17 protein-coding genes and 2 tRNA genes are annotated in these 20,150 nt (G+C 57.3%); 17 read left to right on the top strand and 2 right to left on the bottom strand.

Features of this window, described 5'->3' with window-relative positions; translation table 11 throughout:
• The first annotated feature begins 9 nt into the window (after positions 1-9).
• Positions 10-414: a hypothetical protein gene (locus QU606_RS30620; protein ID WP_041161027.1), complete on the top strand. Its 405-nt coding sequence runs from the start codon at positions 10-12 to the stop codon at positions 412-414.
• A gap of 9 nt (positions 415-423) precedes the next feature.
• Here the strand turns inward: QU606_RS30620 and QU606_RS30615 are convergent, their stop codons facing one another.
• The gene (locus tag QU606_RS30615; RefSeq protein ID WP_017139256.1) at positions 424-732 is read right to left on the bottom strand and encodes a YhbY family RNA-binding protein; all 309 of its coding nucleotides are present in this window, start codon (positions 730-732) and stop codon (positions 424-426) included.
• Between the two features lie 105 nt (positions 733-837).
• Between QU606_RS30615 and rlmE the strand changes: the two genes are divergently transcribed.
• The 16 genes from rlmE (at position 838) to QU606_RS30535 (ending at position 17,061) form a co-directional block, all read left to right on the top strand.
• Positions 838-1,488, top strand: a complete 651-nt coding sequence (gene rlmE, locus QU606_RS30610; protein ID WP_015885924.1) for a 23S rRNA (uridine(2552)-2'-O)-methyltransferase RlmE — start codon at positions 838-840, stop codon at positions 1,486-1,488.
• 200 nt (positions 1,489-1,688) lie between these two features.
• Positions 1,689-3,599: an ATP-dependent zinc metalloprotease FtsH gene (ftsH, locus tag QU606_RS30605; RefSeq protein WP_032803717.1), complete on the top strand. Its 1,911-nt coding sequence runs from the start codon at positions 1,689-1,691 to the stop codon at positions 3,597-3,599.
• 8 nt (positions 3,600-3,607) lie between these two features.
• Complete coding sequence (gene folP, locus QU606_RS30600) at positions 3,608-4,459, top strand: dihydropteroate synthase (RefSeq protein ID WP_304997939.1); 852 nt, start codon at positions 3,608-3,610, stop codon at positions 4,457-4,459.
• A gap of 16 nt (positions 4,460-4,475) precedes the next feature.
• Positions 4,476-5,813, top strand: a complete 1,338-nt coding sequence (gene glmM, locus QU606_RS30595; RefSeq protein ID WP_024077437.1) for a phosphoglucosamine mutase — start codon at positions 4,476-4,478, stop codon at positions 5,811-5,813.
• 66 nt (positions 5,814-5,879) lie between these two features.
• Entirely contained in the window at positions 5,880-6,635 is a 756-nt protein-coding gene (gene tpiA, locus QU606_RS30590; RefSeq protein ID WP_069077025.1) for a triose-phosphate isomerase, read from the top strand.
• A 4-nt stretch (positions 6,636-6,639) separates the two neighbouring features.
• Positions 6,640-7,023 carry a preprotein translocase subunit SecG gene (gene secG, locus QU606_RS30585; RefSeq protein ID WP_010206600.1) on the top strand — a complete coding sequence of 128 codons (384 nt, stop codon included), beginning with the start codon at positions 6,640-6,642 and terminating at the stop codon, positions 7,021-7,023.
• Positions 7,024-7,045: 22 nt separating this feature from the next.
• Positions 7,046-7,131: transfer RNA gene (locus QU606_RS30580), tRNA-Leu, on the top strand.
• 96 nt (positions 7,132-7,227) lie between these two features.
• A tRNA-Met gene (locus tag QU606_RS30575) sits at positions 7,228-7,304 on the top strand.
• 140 nt (positions 7,305-7,444) lie between these two features.
• Positions 7,445-7,903 (top strand): ribosome maturation factor RimP, encoded by a 459-nt coding sequence (gene rimP, locus QU606_RS30570; protein WP_032865935.1) that lies wholly within the window; start codon positions 7,445-7,447, stop codon positions 7,901-7,903.
• Between the two features lie 47 nt (positions 7,904-7,950).
• Positions 7,951-9,432: a transcription termination factor NusA gene (nusA, locus tag QU606_RS30565; protein WP_008057419.1), complete on the top strand. Its 1,482-nt coding sequence runs from the start codon at positions 7,951-7,953 to the stop codon at positions 9,430-9,432.
• Between the two features lie 27 nt (positions 9,433-9,459).
• On the top strand, positions 9,460-11,985 hold the full coding sequence (gene infB, locus QU606_RS30560) for a translation initiation factor IF-2 (protein ID WP_024077435.1): 2,526 nt from the start codon (positions 9,460-9,462) through the stop codon (positions 11,983-11,985).
• Between the two features lie 159 nt (positions 11,986-12,144).
• Positions 12,145-12,540, top strand: coding sequence for a 30S ribosome-binding factor RbfA (gene rbfA / locus QU606_RS30555; RefSeq protein ID WP_024077434.1), 396 nt, complete (start codon positions 12,145-12,147; stop codon positions 12,538-12,540).
• Between the two features lie 3 nt (positions 12,541-12,543).
• Positions 12,544-13,461, top strand: a complete 918-nt coding sequence (truB, locus tag QU606_RS30550) for a tRNA pseudouridine(55) synthase TruB (RefSeq protein ID WP_010562682.1) — start codon at positions 12,544-12,546, stop codon at positions 13,459-13,461.
• A gap of 115 nt (positions 13,462-13,576) precedes the next feature.
• A complete protein-coding gene (gene rpsO / locus QU606_RS30545; protein ID WP_003176135.1) occupies positions 13,577-13,846 on the top strand; it encodes a 30S ribosomal protein S15 in 270 nt (89 codons plus the stop codon).
• Positions 13,847-14,041: 195 nt separating this feature from the next.
• Positions 14,042-16,147, top strand: a complete 2,106-nt coding sequence (gene pnp / locus QU606_RS30540) for a polyribonucleotide nucleotidyltransferase (protein WP_024077433.1) — start codon at positions 14,042-14,044, stop codon at positions 16,145-16,147.
• Positions 16,148-16,443: 296 nt separating this feature from the next.
• Positions 16,444-17,061 carry a BON domain-containing protein gene (locus QU606_RS30535; protein ID WP_024077432.1) on the top strand — a complete coding sequence of 206 codons (618 nt, stop codon included), beginning with the start codon at positions 16,444-16,446 and terminating at the stop codon, positions 17,059-17,061.
• A gap of 149 nt (positions 17,062-17,210) precedes the next feature.
• Here the strand turns inward: QU606_RS30535 and QU606_RS30530 are convergent, their stop codons facing one another.
• Positions 17,211-20,144 carry a DUF748 domain-containing protein gene (locus QU606_RS30530; RefSeq protein WP_304997938.1) on the bottom strand — a complete coding sequence of 978 codons (2,934 nt, stop codon included), beginning with the start codon at positions 20,142-20,144 and terminating at the stop codon, positions 17,211-17,213.
• Positions 20,145-20,150: the final 6 nt, after the last annotated feature.

The raw sequence follows: 20,150 nt of genomic DNA, 5'->3' as shown, positions 1-20,150 counted from the left end.
GCGGGCGCTATGCTTTGGCAGCTTGCCCAGATGCTTTGGGTGGGTGGCCTGTGGCTGTTGCACATTGGCGTGGTACCGGCGCTGGGCCTGATTGGTCTGGCGCCGTTGCTGATCGATGAAATCGATGGATTATTGAGCGCGTTGCTGGTGAGTTTCGCAGCGGCGTGCGTGACGCTTCAGGCGCTGGTGCTGATCAAGGCCGAAGGCTTGGGGAGTTTGTGGCGGGATATTCGCGGGCAACTGCTGTTGATGGCGCTGTATGCATGCGCGATGTTTTGCGTGGTGCATGTATGGCTGCCGGAAGCGTTGCGCTGGCAGTTATTCAGCTATCTTGTGCTAGGGTTTTCCGGCCTGGTGCTGGTCATGCAGCCGGCGCCCGGGTGGAGTGGCGGGGCGCGCGAGGCGCGCCCGTGACCCTTGTTGTCATTTGAAGCGATGAACGTTCGACAGTTGCTTGTTGACGCTGAAGTTCTTGCGATACAGCAGCGCCATCTTGCCGATGACCTGAACCAGGTCCGCCTTGCCCACCTTGCACAGTTCTGCAATGGCGGCCAGGCGCGCTTCGCGGTCAAGGATGTTGACCTTGATCTTGATCAGTTCGTGATCGCCCAGTGCGCGTTCAAGTTCGGCTAACACACCTTCAGTCAAACCGTTGTCTGCCACAATCAAAACTGGTTTCAGATGGTGGCCAATGGATTTGTACTGTTTCTTCTGCTCTTGAGTGAGCGGCATAATCTGACCCCTGCGTCTGATCTTGTAAAAAGCGGCGGCCAGTTTACCCGAGCGAGTCCGGGACCGCCCAGTTAATCACGACCCGTTTTATTTTCGAGGTGGCCCGTGGCCCGTTCCAAAACTAGCCTTAAGTGGCTGCAAGAGCATTTCAACGATCCTTACGTCAAAAAGGCGCAAAAGGATGGCTATCGTTCCCGGGCCAGCTACAAGCTGTTGGAGATCCAGGACAAGGACAAGTTGATTCGTCCAGGCATGAGCGTTATCGATCTTGGTGCGGCCCCTGGTGGGTGGTCCCAGGTGACCAGTCGTCTGATTGGTGGTCAAGGTCGTCTGATCGCTTCCGACATCCTTGAAATGGACAGCATCCCGGACGTGACCTTTGTTCATGGGGACTTTACCCAGGACACCGTGCTCGCCCAGATCCTCGAGGCTGTGGGAAATTCGCAGGTAGACCTTGTGATTTCCGACATGGCCCCCAATATGAGTGGATTACCGGCCGTTGATATGCCGCGGGCCATGTTCCTTTGCGAATTGGCGCTGGATCTGGCGGGTCGGGTGTTGCGTCCTGGTGGCGATTTCCTGGTGAAGGTGTTCCAGGGAGAAGGTTTTGACGAGTACCACAAGAACATCCGCAAGTTGTTCGACAAGGTGCAGACGCGTAAGCCTGACTCTTCCCGAGACAGGTCCAGAGAGCAATACTTGCTGTGCCGCGGCTTCCGTGGTGTCGAAGGCGCGGCGAGTGAAGAGCGTTTTTGAGGAATTCGAGGAGGGCGATAGGTTTTTTTATATCGCTTTCGTCACGAAGCTTTACGAATATTGTGTAGTCAAAGTTTCACAAAGGGTTACAGACGGCGCCTGCCAGAGTTGTAGGTAATGTAGTAAGTTAGGCCGGTGAATATCATGCGAAGCGCGCGCCAGTAGCGGAGCTTGCTTCAGAGGGTAGTTAATTGAACGATATGGCAAAGAATCTGATCCTGTGGTTGATCATCGCGGCTGTCCTCGTGACGGTGATGAACAACTTCTCCAGCCCTAACGAGCCGCAGACCCTCAACTATTCCGACTTCATCCAGCAAGTTAAGGATGGCAAGGTCGAGCGCGTAGCGGTTGATGGCTACGTGATCACCGGCAAACGCAACGATGGCGACAGCTTCAAGACCATTCGTCCGGCAATTCAGGACAACGGTCTGATCGGCGACCTGGTGGATAACCACGTGGTTGTTGAAGGCAAGCAGCCTGAGCAGCAGAGCATCTGGACCCAGTTGCTGGTCGCCAGCTTCCCGATCCTGGTGATTATCGCCGTGTTCATGTTTTTCATGCGCCAGATGCAAGGTGGTGCGGGAGGCAAGGGCGGGCCGATGAGCTTCGGCAAGAGCAAGGCGCGCCTGCTCTCCGAAGACCAGGTGAAAACCACCCTGGCTGACGTTGCTGGTTGCGACGAAGCCAAGGAAGAAGTCGGTGAACTTGTAGAGTTCCTGCGCGACCCAGGCAAGTTCCAGCGCCTGGGCGGCCGTATTCCTCGCGGGGTGCTGATGGTTGGTCCTCCAGGTACCGGTAAAACCTTGCTCGCCAAGGCGATTGCCGGTGAAGCCAAAGTGCCATTCTTCACCATTTCCGGTTCTGACTTCGTCGAGATGTTTGTCGGCGTCGGTGCCAGCCGTGTTCGCGATATGTTCGAGCAGGCCAAGAAGCACGCACCGTGCATCATTTTCATCGACGAAATCGATGCCGTAGGTCGTCATCGTGGCGCTGGCATGGGCGGCGGTCATGATGAGCGTGAGCAGACCCTCAACCAGTTGCTGGTTGAGATGGATGGTTTCGAGATGAACGATGGCATCATCGTAATCGCCGCCACCAACCGTCCGGACGTGCTGGACCCTGCGCTGCTGCGTCCAGGTCGTTTCGACCGCCAAGTGGTGGTTGGCTTGCCGGATATCCGTGGTCGCGAACAGATCCTGAAAGTCCACATGCGTAAAGTGCCGATGGGTGACGACGTGGCTCCGGCCGTGATCGCCCGTGGTACCCCAGGTTTCTCGGGTGCTGACCTGGCCAACTTGGTAAACGAGGCTTCGCTGTTTGCGGCCCGTACCGGCAAGCGCATCGTTGAAATGAAAGAATTCGAGCTGGCGAAAGACAAGATCATGATGGGCGCTGAGCGCAAATCCATGGTCATGTCCGAGAAAGAGAAGCAAAACACCGCTTATCACGAAGCTGGCCACGCCATTGTAGGGCGTGTGGTGCCTGAGCATGACCCTGTCTATAAAGTTTCGATCATTCCTCGTGGTCGGGCGCTGGGTGTCACCATGTTCCTGCCGGAGGAGGATCGCTACAGCCTCTCCAAGCGTGCGCTGATCAGCCAGATCTGTTCGCTGTACGGCGGTCGTATCGCTGAAGAGATGACCTTGGGCTTCGACGGGGTGACCACCGGTGCCTCCAACGACATCATGCGTGCCAGCCAGATTGCACGGAACATGGTGACCAAGTGGGGGTTGTCGGAAAAACTCGGTCCGTTGATGTATGCCGAGGAAGAGGGTGAAGTATTCCTGGGTCGTGGTGGTGGCGGTCAGAGCGCCAGCTTCTCTGGTGAGACAGCCAAGCTGATCGACTCCGAAGTGCGCAGCATCATTGACCAGTGCTACGGTACGGCCAAGCAGATCCTGACCGACAATCGCGACAAATTGGATGCGATGGCTGATGCGCTGATGAAGTACGAAACCATCGATGCCGATCAGATCGACGACATCATGGCTGGCCGTACACCGCGTGAGCCTCGCGATTGGGAAGGTGGTTCAGGTACCTCGGGTACTCCGCCAGTGGTGCAGAATGAACGCCCTGAAACCCCGATCGGCGGCCCCGCAGCTGACCACTAAGGTTTGAAATGACTTTTGCGTTGTCCTCTACCCGGTTGCCTTGCGGCAACCGGGTTCTTGATTTGGCCCAGACACATGTCATGGGCATTCTTAATGTCACCCCTGATTCCTTTTCTGACGGCGGCCGCTTCAGCCAGCTGGACGCAGCGTTGCGTCATGCTGAGTCGATGGTGGCTGCAGGAGCGACCCTGATTGATGTCGGTGGTGAGTCCACTCGGCCTAGCGCTCGCTTTGTTTCTCCGTTGGAGGAACTGGAGCGCGTGGCGCCGGTTGTCGAGCGCATTGCTCGTGAACTGGATGTCATCATATCGGTTGATACATCCACGCCAGCGGTGATGCGTGAGGCAGCGCGCCTGGGCGCGGGACTCATCAATGACGTGCGTTCGCTGCAGCGTGACGGTGCCTTGGATGCGGCGGCGGCGTCCGGCCTTCCAGTGTGCCTGATGCATATGTTGGGCGAGCCCGGCAACATGCAGGACTGCCCTCACTATGACGACCTGGTGGGTGAAGTGAGTGGGTTCCTTGCTGCACGGATCGCCCAGTGCGCTACTGTTGGTATCCCGCCTGAGAAGATCATCCTTGATCCCGGGTTCGGGTTCGCCAAGACCTTGCAGCACAATTTAAGCCTGTTCAAGCATATGGAAGCTTTGCATGCCCTTGGTCGGCCCCTGTTGGTTGGGGTTTCGCGCAAGAGCATGATAGGGCTCGCCTTGAATCGTCCGGTGGGTGAGCGGTTGTACGGTGGCCTTGCACTTGCGGCGCTTGCGGTAACCAAGGGCGCGCGTATCTTGCGCGTGCATGATGTCGCCGAGACCGTCGATGTGGTGCGAATGATCGCCGCTGTAGAATCAGCCGAATAAGAATGATGGAGCACTTATGACTAAAAAATACTTTGGCACCGACGGTATCCGTGGTCGGGTCGGCGAATATCCGATTACTCCTGATTTCATGCTCAAGCTGGGTTGGGCGGCCGGTATGGCGTTCCGTAGCATGGGCGCATGCCGCATCCTGGTGGGCAAGGACACCCGTATCTCGGGTTATATGTTTGAATCGGCATTGGAGGCGGGTCTGTCCGCTGCCGGTGCTGACGTTATGCTGCTGGGGCCGATGCCGACCCCGGCGATCGCCTACCTGACGCGTACTTTCCACGCTGAAGCCGGTATCGTGATCAGTGCTTCGCACAATCCCCATGACGATAATGGCATCAAGTTTTTCTCGGGGCAGGGCACCAAGCTGCCTGACGAGATCGAGTTGATGATCGAAGAGCTTCTGGATGCGCCGATGACGGTGGTCGAATCCAGTAAGCTGGGCAAGGTGTCGAGAATCAATGACGCGTCTGGCCGTTATATCGAATTCTGCAAGAGCAGTGTGCCAAGTAGTACCAATTTTGCGGGGTTGAAGATTGTCGTCGACTGCGCCCATGGTGCGACCTACAAGGTGGCGCCAAGTGTATTCAAGGAATTGGGCGCGCAGGTTACCGTGCTGTCGGCTCAGCCTAACGGGCTGAACATCAATGAAAACTGCGGCTCGACCCATATGGAGCAACTGCAGGCAGCCGTTCTGGCTGAGCATGCCGACCTGGGTATCGCGTTTGATGGCGACGGTGATCGTGTCCTGATGGTTGATCACACCGGTACCGTGGTTGATGGCGATGACCTGCTGTTCATCATCGCTCGCGATCTGCATGAACGTAACAAGCTGCAAGGCGGCGTCGTTGGCACGCTGATGAGTAATCTCGGGCTTGAGCTGGCCTTGGCCGAGCTGGGGGTTCCGTTTGTTCGTGCCAATGTGGGTGACCGTTATGTGATCGCCGAACTGCAGGAGCGTAATTGGCAGGTGGGTGGCGAGAACTCGGGGCACGTGGTGTGCTTCCAGCACACGACTACGGGCGACGCCATTATTGCCGCGCTACAAGTGCTGCTGGCATTGCGTCGACGCGACGAGAGTCTTGCCCAGGCGCGTCAAGCCCTGCGCAAATGTCCGCAAGTGTTGCTCAATGTGCGATTTGCCGGTGGTGATAATCCGATCGAGCACCCTGCTGTCAAAGAGGCCTGCGAGCGCGTGACCCTGGCGATGGCGGGACGTGGTCGCGTATTGCTACGCAAGTCCGGTACGGAGCCTTTGGTGCGCGTTATGGTCGAAGGCGAGGATGAAACACAGGTTCGGGGGCACGCCGAAGACCTGGCAAAACTGGTAACTGAAGTTTGCGCCTGAATTCGGCTTGCCAGTGATGATGTGGTTGGGTAACATCTGCGCCCACTTTGACCGACGAGGTACAGCATGCGTCGCACTATGGTAGCTGGTAACTGGAAGATGCACGGTACCCGCGCCAGTGTCGCTGAGCTGATCAATGGCCTTCGTCACTTGGCCTTGCCTAGCGGTGTTGATGTTGCGGTTTTTCCGCCTTGCCTGCATATCACCCAAGTGGTTGATGGCTTGAAAGGTAAGTCGATTCAGGTCGGCGCGCAGAATTCTGCAGTGGAAGCCATGCAAGGTGCTCTGACGGGTGAAACTGCACCAAGTCAGTTGGTCGATGCGGGTTGTTCCTACGTGCTTGTCGGGCACTCCGAGCGCCGTCAGATGATGGGTGAGCGTGATGGAACGCTCAACCGCAAGTTCGCGGCAGCACAGGCTTGTGGCCTGATTCCAGTGTTGTGCATAGGGGAGACCCTTGAGCAGCGTGAGTCGGGTAAGACTCTTGAGGTTGTCTCGCGTCAGCTGGGCAGCATCATTGAAGAGTTGGGTGTTGGTGCATTTGCAAAGGCAGTAATTGCTTACGAGCCGGTCTGGGCCATTGGTACCGGGCTGACTGCTACACCGCAACAGGCGCAGGATGTGCACGCAGCCATCCGCGCGCAGTTGGCGGCAGAGAATTCTGAAGTCGCACAAGGTGTGCGTCTTCTATACGGCGGCAGCGTGAAGGCGGCCAATGCGGTCGAACTGTTCGGCATGCCGGATATCGATGGGGGGCTCATTGGTGGAGCCTCCCTGAATGCAGATGAGTTCGGTGCGATTTGTCGCGCCGCGGGAAACTGAAAAAATGCTGGAAACAGTCGTAGTCGTTTTTCATCTGTTGGCTGCCCTGGGCGTAGTTGCCCTGGTTTTGTTGCAACAGGGTAAAGGTGCGGATGCTGGTGCGTCTTTCGGTGCAGGTGCTTCAAATACTGTATTCGGAAGCCAAGGTTCCTCTACCTTTCTTAGTAAGTTTACTGCTATACTTGCCGCCGGTTTCTTCATAACCAGCTTGGGGTTAGGTTACTTTGCTAAAGAGAAAGCTCATGTGCTGACTCAAGTAGGTCTCCCAAACCCAGCAGTGTTGGAAGTGCCAAAAGCAAAACCGGCTTCTGATGATGTCCCGGTGCTTCAAGAGCAAAAGTCGGCTACTCCAGCGACTGACGTACCTCCAGCTCAAGAGCAGAAGTAAGAAGGGTTGTAAACGCTGTATTGCCGAGGTGGTGGAATTGGTAGACACGCAACCTTGAGGTGGTTGTGCCCATAGGGTGTAGGGGTTCGAGTCCCCTTCTCGGTACCAATTATCAGGAGAGCCCGCTGTTGCGGGCTTTCTTGTAGGTGGAAGGTTACATTGACCCTGTAAGGGATCGGTCGTATACTTCCGCCCCAGCTTTGTCGCGGGGTGGAGCAGTCTGGTAGCTCGTCGGGCTCATAACCCGAAGGTCGTCGGTTCAAATCCGGCCCCCGCAACCAGTTTTAGCGGAGCCCCTTTTAAGGGGCTTTTTGTTAGCTGGACACTTTCAACGCCGCTGTTCGACGGCGTTTCAAGGATGGGCGTTTCGCCCATTTTTTTATTTTGCACAGCATGCACATACATGCACGAGGGGGTTCAGGTGTCGAGCAAGCTAGAAGAGTTGCAGGCCTTGCTGGCCCCGGTGGTCGTGGCCCTAGGCTATGAATGCTGGGGTATTGAGTTTTCGGCTCAAGGTCGCCACTCAATGTTGCGCGTTTATATCGATAAAGAGGGCGGCGTGCTGGTGGACGATTGTGCCATTGTCAGTCGTCAGATCAGCGGTGTCCTGGATGTTGAAGATCCAATCGCCGTTGAATACACCCTCGAAGTTTCCTCGCCAGGCATGGAACGCCCACTGTTCACTATTGATCAGTTTGCAAAATTTGCCGGTGAACAAGTGAAGATCAAGCTGCGATCTCCCTTTGAAGGGCGACGCAATTTTCAGGGCCTTCTGCGCGGTGTAGAAGAGCAGGACGTCGTGGTGCAGGTAGAAGACCATGAGTTCCTGTTGCCGATCGATATGATCGACAAGGCCAACATTATTCCCAGTTTTGACTGAGACGCGGATCCCGCGGATCCAATGGCTTGCGAAAGGCGAGGCGTACGATGAGCAAAGAAGTACTGCTGGTTGTTGAGTCGGTATCCAATGAAAAGGGCGTACCGGCAAACGTGATTTTTGAAGCGCTGGAGTTGGCCCTGGCCACTGCTACCAAAAAGCGTTTTGAAGACGAAGTTGATCTGCGTGTGGAAATCAACCGCCACACCGGTGCCTATGAGACTTTCCGTCGCTGGACGGTCGTCGAAGAAGCCGATCTTGATGATCCGGCCATTGAAACCTGGCCAAGCAAGGTTGCTGAAACGCATCCTGGTGCCAAGGTGGGTGATGTTGTCGAAGAAAAGATCGAATCGATCGAGTTCGGCCGTATTGCTGCACAGACCGCCAAGCAGGTCATCGTGCAGAAGGTTCGCGAAGCCGAGCGCGCTCAAGTCGTTGACGCCTATCGCGAGCGCCTGGGAGAAATCATCTCGGGTACTGTGAAAAAAGTTACCCGCGACAACGTGATCGTCGACCTGGGCAACAACGCCGAAGCGTTGCTGGCCCGTGAAGACATCATCTCTCGCGAAACCTTCCGTGTCGGCGTGCGTCTGCGTGCGCTGCTCAAGGAAATCCGCACCGAGAACCGCGGCCCTCAGCTGATCCTGTCGCGTACCGCACCGGAAATGCTGATCGAACTGTTCCGTATCGAGGTGCCGGAAATCGCCGAAGGCCTGATCGAAGTCATGGCTGCGTCCCGGGACCCGGGTTCGCGCGCCAAGATCGCGGTCCGCTCCAAGGACAAACGCATCGACCCGCAGGGCGCTTGCATTGGTATGCGCGGTTCGCGCGTCCAGGCAGTGTCGGGCGAATTGGGCGGTGAGCGTGTGGACATCGTCCTGTGGGACGATAACCCGGCGCAGTTCGTGATCAACGCCATGTCGCCGGCTGAAGTGGCGGCAATTATCGTTGACGAAGATGCCCATGCAATGGACATCGCCGTTGGCGCAGACAATCTGGCTCAGGCCATTGGTCGTGGTGGTCAGAACGTGCGTCTGGCCAGCCAACTGACCGGCTGGACCCTGAACGTGATGACCGAATCGGACATCCAGGCTAAGCAGCAAGCTGAAACCGGTGACATCCTGCGCAACTTTATCGACGAGTTGGAAGTCGACGAAGATCTGGCGCAGGTGCTGGTAGATGAAGGCTTCACCAGCCTGGAAGAGATTGCCTACGTACCGTTGGAAGAAATGCTCAACATCGACGGCTTTGACGAAGACACCGTCAACGAGCTTCGCGCTCGGGCCAAGGATCGTTTGTTGACTAAAGCCATCGCTACTGAGGAAAAGCTGGCAGACGCCCATCCGGCCGAAGACCTGCTCTCGCTTGAGGGTATGGACAAGGATTTGGCGATGGAACTGGCGGTGCGCGGCGTAATTACCCGCGAAGACCTGGCCGAGCAGTCTATTGACGATCTGCTCGACATCGACGGCATTGACGATGATCGTGCCGGCAAGTTGATCATGGCCGCCCGAGCCCATTGGTTCGAGTAATTAGGCGCGGCCTGAGGAGAGAAGTGCATGACGCAAGTCACGGTGAAACAACTGGCCGATGAGGTCAAAACACCGGTAGAGCGCCTGTTGCAGCAGATGCGTGAGGCAGGTCTGCCGCACACCGCCGCCGATGAAGGTGTGAGCGATAGTGAGAAGCAGTCTTTGCTGACTCACTTGAAGAGCAGCCACAAGGCGAAAGTGGAAGAACCGCGCAAGATTACATTGCAGCGCAAAACCACCAGCACCCTGCGTGTTGCTGGTAGCAAGAGCATTAGCGTTGAAGTGCGCAAGAAGAAAGTCTTCGTGCAGCGCAGCCCGGAAGAAATCGAAGCCGAGCGTAAACGCGAACTGGAAGAACGTCGTGCAGTAGAAAATGCTGCTCGCCAGAAGGCTGAAGAAGAAGCCAAGCGTCGCGCCGAAGAAGAAGCGCGTCGCCAGCCTGCTGCTGCGCAACCTGCTGCCACTGATGCAGTCGCGGCCCCTGCTGCGCCTGTAGAAGCTGTGCGTGAGGCCGCTCCGGTTGCCGCTGCACCAGCACCTGCTGCTGACGCTCGTAAACGCGACGAACCTCGTCGTCCGGACAAGCCACGTGCCGACGATAACAATCGTCGCGGTGGTGGTGGTGATGGCGAGCGCAAAAACGCTCCGCATCGCGCCTCGGTCAAAGAGAAAGCGCCTGCGCCACGCGTTGCGCCACGGACTACCGACGAAGAAAGCGATGGCTTCCGTCGTGGTGGTCGCGGCAAGGCCAAGCTGAAAAAACGCAACGCCCACGGTTTCCAGAGCCCAACCGGCCCTGTCGTGCGTGAAGTGAAGATCGGCGAGACCATCACTGTAGGCGACCTCGCCCAGCAGATGTCGGTCAAGGCAGCTGAAATCATCAAGTTCATGTTCAAGCTGGGCACCCCGGCCACCATCAACCAGGTACTGGACCAGGAAACTGCCCAACTGGTTGCGGAAGAGCTGGGCCACAAAGTGACCCTGGTCAGCGACACAGCCCTGGAAGATTCCCTGGCCGAGTCCCTGAAGTTTGAAGGTGAAGCCGTTTCCCGTGCACCAGTCGTGACCGTAATGGGCCACGTTGACCACGGTAAAACTTCCCTGCTCGACTACATTCGTCGTGCCAAGGTTGCAGCAGGTGAGGCTGGCGGTATTACCCAGCACATCGGCGCCTACCACGTTGAAACCGATCGCGGCATGGTGACGTTCCTCGACACCCCAGGTCACGCCGCGTTTACCGCGATGCGTGCCCGTGGTGCCAAGGCGACCGACATCGTGATCCTGGTGGTCGCAGCGGACGACGGCGTGATGCCACAAACCATCGAAGCCGTTCAGCACGCCAAGGCAGCTGGCGTACCGTTGGTGGTGGCAGTGAACAAAATCGACAAGCCGGGCGCTGATCTCGATCGCATCCGTAGCGAATTGTCGGTTCACGGCGTGACTTCTGAAGAGTGGGGTGGTGACACTCCGTTCGTACCGGTCTCCGCGAAGATGGGTACTGGCGTTGACGAATTGCTTGAAGCCGTTCTGTTGCAAGCCGAAGTTCTGGAACTGACCGCTACTCCATCGGCTCCTGGCCGCGGTGTCGTGGTTGAGTCCCGCCTCGACAAGGGCCGTGGCCCGGTTGCGACCGTCCTGGTTCAAGACGGTACCCTGCGCCAAGGCGACATGGTGCTGGTCGGTTCGAACTACGGCCGTGTACGTGCCATGCTTGACGAGAACGGCAAGTCCATCAAGGAAGCTGGTCCGGCCATCCCTGTCGAGATTCTCGGCCTGGACGGTACCCCGGACGCTGGCGACGAGATGAGCGTGGTTGCCGACGAGAAGAAAGCCCGTGAAGTGGCTCTGTTCCGTCAAGGCAAGTTCCGCGAAGTCAAGTTGGCCCGTGCTCACGCCGGCAAGCTGGAAAACATCTTCGAGAACATGGGGCAGGAAGAGAAGAAGACGCTTAACATCGTCCTCAAATCTGACGTTCGTGGTTCCCTCGAAGCGTTGAACGGCGCCTTGAACGGCCTGGGTAACGACGAAGTGCAAGTGCGTGTTGTTGGTGGCGGTGTTGGTGGTATCACCGAGTCCGACGCTAACCTGGCACTGGCTTCCAACGCTGTACTGTTCGGCTTCAACGTGCGTGCCGATGCTGGCGCTCGCAAGATCGTCGAGCAGGAAGGCCTGGACATGCGTTACTACAACGTCATCTACGACATCATCGAAGACGTCAAGAAAGCCCTTACCGGCATGCTTGGCAGCGACGTCCGGGAAAATATCCTGGGTGTTGCCGAAGTACGTGACGTGTTCCGTTCGCCGAAATTTGGCGCGATCGCCGGCTGTATGGTTATCGAAGGCACCGTTTACCGTAACCGTCCAATCCGTGTACTGCGTGAAGACATCGTTATCTTCGAAGGCGAGCTGGAATCCCTGCGCCGCTTCAAGGATGACGCTTCTGAAGTACGTGCCGGCATGGAGTGCGGTATCGGCGTCAAGAGCTATAACGACGTCAAGGTTGGCGACAAGATCGAAGTTTTTGAGAAGGTTCAGGTTGCTCGCAGCCTCTAACTCGCGCACTTCAAGGGCCACGCCGCGTGTGGGCATGCAAATGCCCCGCGCCGCGTCCGGACTCTAAACGCAACGCCCGGTCTGGCTTTTGTCAGGCCGGGCGTTTGCCGCTTTCAGACCCCACGGATTTCACCGTGTGGCAGTAACAGGTAACAAGACATGGCAAAAGAATACAGCCGTACCCAACGTATCGGCGATCAGATGCAGCGCGAGCTGGCTCAACTGATCCGTCGCGAAGTCAAAGACCCGCGCGTTGGCCTGGTCACTATCACTGCCGTTGAAGTGAGCCGTGACGTGGGTCACGCCAAGATCTTCATCACCGTGATGGGCCAGGACAGCAGCGAAGAAATCGCGCAAAGCATCAAGGTGCTCAACGCTGCCGCCGGCTTCCTGCGTATGCAGCTTGCCCGTGAGATGAAGCTGCGCAGCGTGCCTCAGTTGCACTTCCACTACGACGAAAGCGTCGTGCGGGGTGCGCACCTGTCGGCACTGATCGAGCGCGCAGTGGCTGAAGATAATCAGCACCCGTCCACACCTGAAGACGCCAAGGAGTAAGCGGTGGCTCAGGTTAAACGTATCCGTCGCAATGTCAGTGGCATCATTCTGCTCGACAAACCCATTGGCTTTACCTCCAATGCCGCGTTGCAGAAGGTCCGCTGGCTGCTCAATGCCGAAAAGGCCGGGCACACGGGCAGCCTCGATCCCCTGGCCACCGGCGTGCTGCCGTTGTGCTTTGGCGAGGCCACCAAGTTCTCGCAATACCTGCTCGACTCCGACAAGGGTTACGAAACCCTGATGCAACTGGGCAAGACCACTACCACGGCCGATGCCGAAGGTGATGTTCTGCAGGTTCGCGACGTGACCGTTGGTCGTGCTGATATCGAAGCTGTTTTACCCGCTTTTCGCGGGCAAATCAGTCAGATACCGCCGATGTACTCGGCTCTCAAGCGGGATGGGCAGCCTCTTTACAAGCTGGCACGTGCGGGCGAAGTAGTGGAGCGCGAACCGCGTTCTGTTACTATTGCGCGCTTGGAATTGCTCGCCTGTGAAGGCGACACCGCCCGCTTGGCGGTGGACTGCAGCAAAGGCACCTATATCCGGACCCTGGTGGAAGATATTGGTGAGAAGCTCGGTTGCGGCGCGTACGTTGCAGAGCTGCGACGCACACAGGCCGGACCTTTCAGCCTGGCCCAAACGGTCACGCTGGAAGAGTTGGAGGCGGTGCATGCCGAAGGCGGCAACGAGGCGGTTGATCGCTTCCTGATGCCATCGGACAGCGGTTTGCTTGATTGGCCATTGCTGCACTTCTCGGAGCACAGCGCGTTCTATTGGCTCAATGGCCAGCCGGTACGTGCCCCGGATGCCCCGAAATTTGGCATGGTGCGAGTACAGGATCATAACGGTCGCTTTATCGGTATCGGTGAAGTGAGCGAAGACGGGCGCATCGCGCCGCGTCGACTGATTCGGTCAGAATGACCGAACGAGTGTGGCTGTTAACAGGCACGGTCAACACTCATTTTTAGATACAGGGATTTGTCCCTGGCCTGTTGAAACTGCCCTTTGGGCAGTTTCCTGAAAAAAGGATTGCCTCATGGCTCTCGACGTTCAAGAAAAAGCACAAATCGTAGCTGACTATCAGCAAGCTGTTGGTGACACTGGTTCGCCAGAAGTGCAAGTTGCACTGCTGACCCACAACATCAACAAGCTGCAAGGTCACTTCAAGGCCAACGGTAAAGATCACCACTCCCGTCGTGGTCTGATCCGCATGGTAAACCAGCGCCGTAAGCTGCTGGACTACCTGAAAGGCAAGGATCTGGGTCGTTATCAGGCTCTGATCGGTCGCCTGGGTCTGCGTCGCTAATCAGCGATTGCGCTAGAGGTTGGTTGTCTGCCGTGTGTCAGTGGGATTCCCGCTGGCTCATGGCAGGCTCCCAGCCTCAAGTTTTATCTGGATACACGTTTTACCCCTGGACAACGGTTGGGCCGACTCCCGACATTGCCCAAGAATTTCGTAAGAAGACAAGTTCCCCAAGAGCCACAAAGAAGGTAGGACACCGTGAACCCGGTTATCAAAAAATTCCAGTTCGGTCAGTCGACCGTTACCCTCGAGACAGGCCGTATCGCCCGTCAAGCTTCCGGCGCAGTGCTGGTTACCGTTGACGACGACGTCACCGTATTGGTGACCGTTGTAGGTGCCAAGCAAGCCGATCCAGGCAAGGGTTTCTTCCCTCTGTCTGTCCACTACCAGGAAAAGACTTACGCTGCCGGTAAGATCCCTGGCGGTTTCTTCAAGCGCGAAGGCCGTCCTTCCGAGAAAGAAACCCTGACTTCCCGACTGATCGACCGTCCGATCCGTCCGCTGTTCCCAGAAGGCTTCATGAACGAAGTGCAGGTTGTCTGCACCGTCGTTTCCACCAGCAAGAAAACCGATCCGGACATCGCTGCGATGATCGGTACTTCGGCTGCCCTGGCCATCTCCGGTATTCCTTTCGATGGCCCGATCGGCGCTGCCCGCGTTGCCTTCCACGAAAGCACCGGCTACCTGCTGAACCCGACTTACGAGCAACTGAAAGCTTCGAGCCTGGACATGGTCGTTGCCGGTACTTCGGAAGCCGTGTTGATGGTTGAATCGGAAGCCAAAGAGCTGACCGAAGACCAGATGCTGGGCGCGGTACTGTTTGCTCACGACGAGTTCCAGGTCGTGATCAACGCCGTTAAAGAACTGGCCGCTGAAGCTGCCAAGCCAACCTGGACCTGGGCTGCTGCCCCGGAAGCCACCGAACTGCTGGGCGCTATCCGTGCCGAGTTCGGCGAAGCGATCTCCCAGGCCTACACCATCACCATCAAGGCCGACCGTTACGCTCGCCTGGGTGAGCTGAAGGATCAGGTTGTTGCCAAGCTGTCCGGCGAAGAAGGCCAGCCTTCCGCCAGCGACGTCAAGGCTGCATTCGGTGAAATCGAATACCGCACCGTTCGCGAGAACATCGTTAACGGCAAGCCACGTATCGACGGCCGTGACACTCGCACCGTGCGTCCGCTGAACATCGAAGTCGGCGTTCTGCCGAAGACTCACGGTTCGGCGTTGTTCACTCGTGGTGAAACCCAAGCGCTGGTTGTCGCGACCCTGGGTACTGCCCGTGACGCACAACTGCTGGACACCCTGGAAGGCGAGAAAAAAGACCCGTTCATGCTGCACTACAACTTCCCTCCGTTCTCGGTGGGCGAGTGTGGTCGCATGGGCGGTGCGGGTCGTCGCGAAATCGGTCACGGCCGTCTGGCCCGCCGTTCGGTTCAGGCCATGCTGCCTGCTGCTGACGTGTTCCCGTACACCATCCGTGTGGTGTCGGAAATCACCGAGTCCAACGGTTCCAGCTCCATGGCTTCCGTTTGCGGTGCTTCCCTGGCGCTGATGGACGCTGGTGTGCCGATGAAGGCACCGGTTGCCGGTATCGCCATGGGCCTGGTTAAAGAAGGCGAGAAGTTCGCCATCCTGACCGACATCCTGGGGGACGAAGACCACCTGGGCGACATGGACTTCAAAGTCGCTGGTACCGCTAAAGGTGTTACCGCGCTGCAGATGGACATCAAGATCAAGGGCATCACCGAAGAGATCATGGAGATCGCCCTGGGCCAAGCCCTGGAAGCGCGCCTGAACATCCTCGGTCAGATGAACCAGATCATTGGTCAGTCCCGTACCGAGCTGTCGGAAAACGCTCCGACCATGATCGCGATGAAAATCGACACCGACAAAATCCGTGATGTTATCGGTAAAGGCGGCGCGACCATCCGTGCGATCTGTGAAGAGACCAAGGCTTCGATCGACATCGAAGACGACGGCTCGATCAAGATCTTCGGCGAAACCAAGGAAGCTGCAGAGGCCGCGCGTCAGCGCGTTCTGGGCATCACCGCGGAAGCCGAGATCGGCAAGATCTATGTCGGTAAAGTTGAACGCATCGTCGACTTCGGCGCATTCGTCAACATCCTGCCGGGCAAAGACGGTCTGGTTCACATCTCCATGCTGAGCGACGCTCGTGTTGAGAAAGTGACCGACATTCTGAAAGAAGGCCAGGAAGTGGAAGTGCTGGTACTGGACGTGGACAACCGCGGCCGTATCAAGCTGTCCATCAAAGATGTAGCAGCAGCCAAAGCTTCGGGCGTTTAATCACCCGCAGGTTTCACGCTGAAAAAGGGACTCTTCGGAGTCCTTTTTTTATGGCGGCGGAAAAAGCCCGAAAAATCAGTTGTTTAATCCAAGCCAAAAAACCGCAACTTGCACGCAGGCACGACGCGGTTCATGCAAGTTGCACGATTCCGAAAAGATGGGTATTTGTTAATGCATTGTTTTTAAAGGGTTTTTATCTGAATTTCGACTTGGCACAGTGCCTGCAATATCCCTGTTAACGCTGCAGCATCAAGGTCCACACGCTGCAGACTTTTAATAAAACAGGAGTTACTCGTATGAAGAAGTTCGCTCTCGCTACTGCTACCGCTTTGACACTGGCTATGACCAACGTTGCTTTCGCTCAAACGTCTCAAGCGCCGATGACACTGGCTGCTGGCGAAGTGACTAAGGCCAAGGAGTCCACCTCGGATACCTGGATCACCACCAAAGTTAAAGCTGACCTGCTGACCGAAAAAGGCATCCCAGGTTCGGACATCAAGGTTGAGACCAACAAAGGTGTGGTTTCCCTGTCGTCGACCGTTGCCATCTCTGACTCTCAGAAAGCGACCGCTGTAGCGATCACCAAGAAAATCAAAGGCGTAACTGCTGTTTCGGCTGATGGCCTGTTGGCCGGCGGCGCTACCAAAGCAGACAATATCGACAAAACCAAGGGCGCAGCCGCTGATGCCAAAGGCGCAACCAGCGACACTTGGATCACCACCAAAGTGAAGGCTGACCTGGTTACTGAGAAAGGCATTCCTGGCACAGACATCAAAGTCGAAACCAACAAAGGCGTGGTTTCCCTGTCTTCGACGACTGCTGTGACTGAATCGCAGAAAGCCACTGCTGTTGCGATCACCAAGAAAATCAAAGGCGTTAAAGCAGTATCGGCTGATGGCTTGAAAGCCGAGTAACGCTCAACCCATCGCCTGAACTAGGCGCGGCGGCAACGAGTGAGCCAGTTATCCACTCAATGCACCTCACGTGTTCATGCGACCGGCCACAAGGAAGTGGTCATTACAGGCCCCGGCATTCGTGTCGGGGCCTGTTCTATTGTGGAGGGTTACTCGGCATCCAGATGCATTGGTGTGATCACTCGACCGTCTTTCTCGGCCTGGCCCAGATTGGCGTCGATGAAGTACACCCGGTCATCTTCCAGTTGCCCTTTGTCTACCAGGTAATCCTTGATGGTGCTGGCCCGGTCCTGGCCCAGCTGACGTAGCAATACATCACTGCCGCTCCAGAACTTGATCAAGCCGTCCTTCAGCTTTGCCGTGCGCTCATCGCGGCTGAGGTCTTTCCATTCCGCAGGTGGCTGCTGTTTCAAGCGAGTGCGATAGATACCTTCGAGCAGCGGGGCTTTCTCGCTTTCCGGAACCTCCAGCAGGGAGGCCTGGGCTGGAACCTTCTCGCCGCGACGCTGCAGCATCTTGTAGTAGTTGTACTGGTATTCACGTTCCAGTCGCTCCTGGGCCAGTAAGGGGCCGTCACTGCTGGCCGCCGCTGTGCCTTCGATTTCCAGGCGCAGGGCTGGGCGTTCCTTCAGCGCCTTGGCCAGATTGTCCAATGCGCCCTCAGCCTCTTTGCTCAATTCACTCGAGCCGGCGGCGAACGACACGTTACCCAAGTCTTCCGAACCTCCACCGGTAATCAATCCGCCGATGAATTTGAACGGTGCACTCGCCGCGCGCACCACCAGGTTACGCAGGGTCTGCCACACGATCGGCATCACGCTGAATTGCGGGTTGTTCAAGTCACCACTGATGGGCAGTTCGATGGAGATCTTGCCATCGCTGTCTTTAAGCAAGGCAATCGCCAGGCGAATCGGCAAATCCACGGCATCGGCGCTGTCGACCTTTTCACCCAGCTGCAATTGCTCGACCACCACTTTGTTCTCGGCCTTCAACTGGCCCTTGGTGATCACGTAATGCAGGTCGAGGTTGAGACGGCCCTTGCGGATCCGGAAACCGGCGAACTTGCCCGAGTAGGGGGTCAGGGTGGTCAGCTCGACACGTTTGAAACTGGTGGCGATATCCAGCGCTGCCATGGGGTCGAATGGGTTCACGCTGCCTTTGATGGTCACTGGCGCGTAGCGGTCCACCTTGCCCTTGATGTCGACGTTGGCCGGTTTGGCCTGGCGACTGTCGATGGTGCCGATCTGCCCGTTGAGCTGTTGTATTGCGGTCGCAAAGTTGGGCGTGAGGCTGAAGTCGGCGAAGTTGGCCGAGCCGTCGTTGATCGCAATCTGCCCGATATGGATACCCAGGGGCTTACCTTGGCTGGCCGCAGGCTTGGCCGCCGCTTTGGCGCCGCTGTCGGCTGGCTGGGGAATCAACAGGTCGTCCACGTTGGTGGTGCGGTCATCGTTGATCATGAAGCGTGCATACGGCTGCTGCAGGTTGACCTTGTCGATCGACAGGCTGTCGCCATGCTGGTAGTTCAGGCCTTCCAGCACCAGGCGTTGCCACTTGAGGAAGTCACGGGTCTTGAGGGTGTCCAGGGTGTGCAACTGGTCCACCTGGGCCCGGCCGGTTACCTGGAGCTTAAGTGGGTCTGTGCTTTTGAGGTTCACATCCAGGTTACTGCCGAGCATGCCGCTACGCAGTTCCAGACGAATAAACGGGCTGATATAGGATTGGGCGACCCGCAGGTCGATGTCCTGGGTATTCACTTTCAGCTTGGCACTGACGGGGTTGAGGTTGACCTCGCCGGTTGCCTGGATCTTGCCCTGTTTGCCCAGGCCGCTGTCGATCTTGAGGGTGAAGGGGCTTTGGTTGAGGCTATCGAAGTTTTGCATATCGACATTCAACGGCCCCAGCTCCAGCGCGACGACCGGTTTAGCCTGCCGGTCAGCCAGGTGCACCTGGTAGTTGCGCAGTTGCACATCCTTGAGCAGCACTTGCCAGGGTTTGCTGGGCGCTGCCGGTGCAGGTTTTGGCGAGTCGGCAGTGGCCGGTGCGCTGGCCGGTTCCGGTGCCTTGGCCGGTTTGCCTGGCTGGCTGGCGAATAGTTTTTGCCAGTCCAATTGCCCATCGGCTTCGCGGGCGGCCCAGGTTTCCAGCTTGTTGCTGCGGATCTTGCCGACCACCACTTGCTGCTTGGCCAGGTCCACTGTTGTTTCGCTGATGTCCAGGCGCTCCAAGCGTACCAGTGGGCGGCCATCCGGTGCCTTGAGGGCAAAGGGCGCGATGCTCGCGGCGGTGTTGTTCAGGTTCAGCGCAGTCTCATTGGCCAGGCTGAATGTGTAGTCGGTACTGAAGTTGAGCACACCGTCCTCAAGCACCAGTGGCAGTGCATCCCGCACATACGGCCACCAGGCTTTCATCTTGCCGTCGGTGACCTTCAATGTGCCTTTGGAGGTGATCGGCACCAGGCTGAAATTGCCTTTCCAGTCGATCTGCCCACCCTGGGGGCCCGCGGCCACGAGGGTCATGTCGGCGTTGTCTTCCGGCAGCGTGCTGAGGTTTTTCAGCTCGAAGTCGAGTTTGTCATAGAGGAACTCGATGGGCTCGCTGGGGCGCAGGTCTTCGAAATGTAAATAGCCGCCGGCCAGCTTGATGTTGTCGATACGCAACGGGAACGGTTTGGCGTTGGGATCGGCCGGGGTTGGCTCGCTGGGCGGCAACTTGAACAGTTGCGCGAGGTTCAGTTGGCCGGATTTGTCGAACAGCAGCTCGGTCTTGGGCTTGTCGAGTTGCACATCCGCCAAGTGCACGGCGCGGGTCCACAGGCTGTCGAGCTGCAGGTTGGCATACAGCCGCTCGAAACCGACCTGTTCCTTGCCTGGATCGCCGATTTGCAGGCCCCACACGGTCAGCTCCAGGCTGAACGGGTTGAGCTCGATGCGTTCGATGCGGGCTGGCACCGTGGCGTAGTTGGCCAGTTGTTGATTGGCTATGCGGAGGGCGATGCCGGGCAAAATCAGAAAGCCCAGCAAGCTGTACAGGGCTACGGCAGTCAACAAGGCGCCAGCGGCGCGAATCAATCCTTTGGGCATGGGGGC

This window comes from Pseudomonas sp. OVF7 (assembly GCF_030644265.1).
In the GTDB taxonomy this organism is placed as follows: domain Bacteria; phylum Pseudomonadota; class Gammaproteobacteria; order Pseudomonadales; family Pseudomonadaceae; genus Aquipseudomonas; species Aquipseudomonas gorinensis.
The sequence above is the reverse complement of the archived record's forward strand: the minus strand, read 5'-3'. Positions and strand labels throughout refer to the sequence as shown.

Excerpts from the sequence above, each read along its gene's own strand:
- QU606_RS30620 (WP_041161027.1), top strand. The coding sequence starts at position 10 with ATGCTTTGGCAGCTTGCCCAGATGCTTTGGGTGGGTGGCCTGTGGCTG.
- QU606_RS30615 (WP_017139256.1), bottom strand. The coding sequence starts at position 732 with ATGCCGCTCACTCAAGAGCAGAAGAAACAGTACAAATCCATTGGCCAC.
- ftsH (WP_032803717.1), top strand. The coding sequence starts at position 1,689 with ATGGCAAAGAATCTGATCCTGTGGTTGATCATCGCGGCTGTCCTCGTG.
- folP (WP_304997939.1), top strand. The coding sequence starts at position 3,608 with ATGACTTTTGCGTTGTCCTCTACCCGGTTGCCTTGCGGCAACCGGGTT.
- glmM (WP_024077437.1), top strand. The coding sequence starts at position 4,476 with ATGACTAAAAAATACTTTGGCACCGACGGTATCCGTGGTCGGGTCGGC.
- tpiA (WP_069077025.1), top strand. The coding sequence starts at position 5,880 with ATGCGTCGCACTATGGTAGCTGGTAACTGGAAGATGCACGGTACCCGC.
- secG (WP_010206600.1), top strand. The coding sequence starts at position 6,640 with ATGCTGGAAACAGTCGTAGTCGTTTTTCATCTGTTGGCTGCCCTGGGC.
- nusA (WP_008057419.1), top strand. The coding sequence starts at position 7,951 with ATGAGCAAAGAAGTACTGCTGGTTGTTGAGTCGGTATCCAATGAAAAG.
- infB (WP_024077435.1), top strand. The coding sequence starts at position 9,460 with ATGACGCAAGTCACGGTGAAACAACTGGCCGATGAGGTCAAAACACCG.
- rbfA (WP_024077434.1), top strand. The coding sequence starts at position 12,145 with ATGGCAAAAGAATACAGCCGTACCCAACGTATCGGCGATCAGATGCAG.
- rpsO (WP_003176135.1), top strand. The coding sequence starts at position 13,577 with ATGGCTCTCGACGTTCAAGAAAAAGCACAAATCGTAGCTGACTATCAG.
- QU606_RS30535 (WP_024077432.1), top strand. The coding sequence starts at position 16,444 with ATGAAGAAGTTCGCTCTCGCTACTGCTACCGCTTTGACACTGGCTATG.
- QU606_RS30530 (WP_304997938.1), bottom strand. The coding sequence starts at position 20,144 with ATGCCCAAAGGATTGATTCGCGCCGCTGGCGCCTTGTTGACTGCCGTA.